The organism is Proteus mirabilis ATCC 29906 (genome assembly GCF_000160755.1).
In the GTDB taxonomy this organism is placed as follows: domain Bacteria; phylum Pseudomonadota; class Gammaproteobacteria; order Enterobacterales; family Enterobacteriaceae; genus Proteus; species Proteus mirabilis.
In genome coordinates this window covers 1-1,118 of record NZ_GG668594.1, presented here as the reverse complement: position 1 = coordinate 1,118, position 1,118 = coordinate 1, and the positions used below count along the sequence as shown (strand labels likewise).

The following is a 1,118-nucleotide window of genomic DNA, read 5'->3' as shown; positions in this document are numbered from 1 at the left end:
AATTAACCTAATACTTTAGCAACAACACCCGCACCTACTGTACGGCCACCTTCACGGATTGCGAAGCGTAAACCTTCGTCCATTGCGATTGGGTGGATCAGTTCAACGATCATGTTCACGTTGTCGCCTGGCATTACCATTTCTACGCCTTCTGGTAATTCGATAGTACCAGTTACGTCAGTTGTACGGAAGTAGAACTGTGGACGGTAGCCTTTGAAGAATGGGTGTGACGACCACCTTCATCTTTGCTCAGAATATAAACTTCTGATTCAAATTTGTTGTGTGGGTTGATTGAACCTGGTTTCGCCAGTACTTGTCCACGTTCGATTTCTTCACGTTTTGTACCACGCAGCAGAACACCTACGTTCTCACCTGCACGACCTTCGTCAAGTAATTTACGGAACATTTCAACGCCAGTACAAGTTGTTTTTGGTGGTTTCTTTGATACCAACAATCTCAACTTCATCACCTACTTTGATGATACCACGCTCTACACGACCAGTAACTACTGTACCACGGCCTGAGATTGAGAATACATCTTCGATTGGTAACAGGAATGGTTTGTCAATTGCACGCTCTGGCTCTGGGATATAAGAATCCAGTGCTTCTGCTAATTCAACAATTTTTGCTTCCCACTCTGCTTCGCCTTCCAGTGCTTTCAGCGCTGAACCACGGATTACTGGAGTGTCATCACCTGGGAAATCGTATTGAGACAGAAGTTCACGAACTTCCATTTCAACTAATTCTAACAGCTCTTCATCATCTACCATGTCACATTTGTTCAGGAATACGATGATGTAAGGAACACCAACCTGACGACCTAACAGGATGTGCTCACGAGTTTGTGGCATTGGACCATCAGTTGCTGCTACTACCAGAATAGCTCCGTCCATTTGCGCAGCACCAGTGATCATGTTTTTAACATAGTCGGCGTGACCTGGGCAGTCTACGTGTGCGTAGTGGCGAGTTGGAGTATCGTATTCTACGTGTGAAGTAGAGATGGTGATACCACGCGCTTTTTCTTCTGGCGCATTATCGATTTGGTCGAATGCACGAGCAGCACCACCGTAAGTTTTAGCTAAAACTGTAGTGATTGCAGCAGTCAGAGTTGTTTTACC

2 protein-coding genes and 1 pseudogene are annotated in these 1,118 nt (G+C 45.3%); all 3 read right to left on the bottom strand.

Features of this window, described 5'->3' with window-relative positions; all coding sequences use genetic code 11:
• Positions 1 to 2: 2 nt before the first annotated feature.
• Positions 3 to 167: pseudogene (locus HMPREF0693_RS19765) on the bottom strand (EF-Tu C-terminal domain-related protein); the annotation flags it as partial.
• A 5-nt stretch (positions 168 to 172) separates the two neighbouring features.
• Entirely contained in the window at positions 173 to 466 is a 294-nt protein-coding gene (locus tag HMPREF0693_RS19760) for an EF-Tu/IF-2/RF-3 family GTPase (protein ID WP_345908482.1), read from the bottom strand.
• Positions 408 to 1,118: GTP-binding protein (locus HMPREF0693_RS19755; RefSeq protein WP_004247139.1), on the bottom strand; the 711-nt coding region annotated here is incomplete at its 5' end. The genes HMPREF0693_RS19760 and HMPREF0693_RS19755, both read right to left, overlap by 59 nt.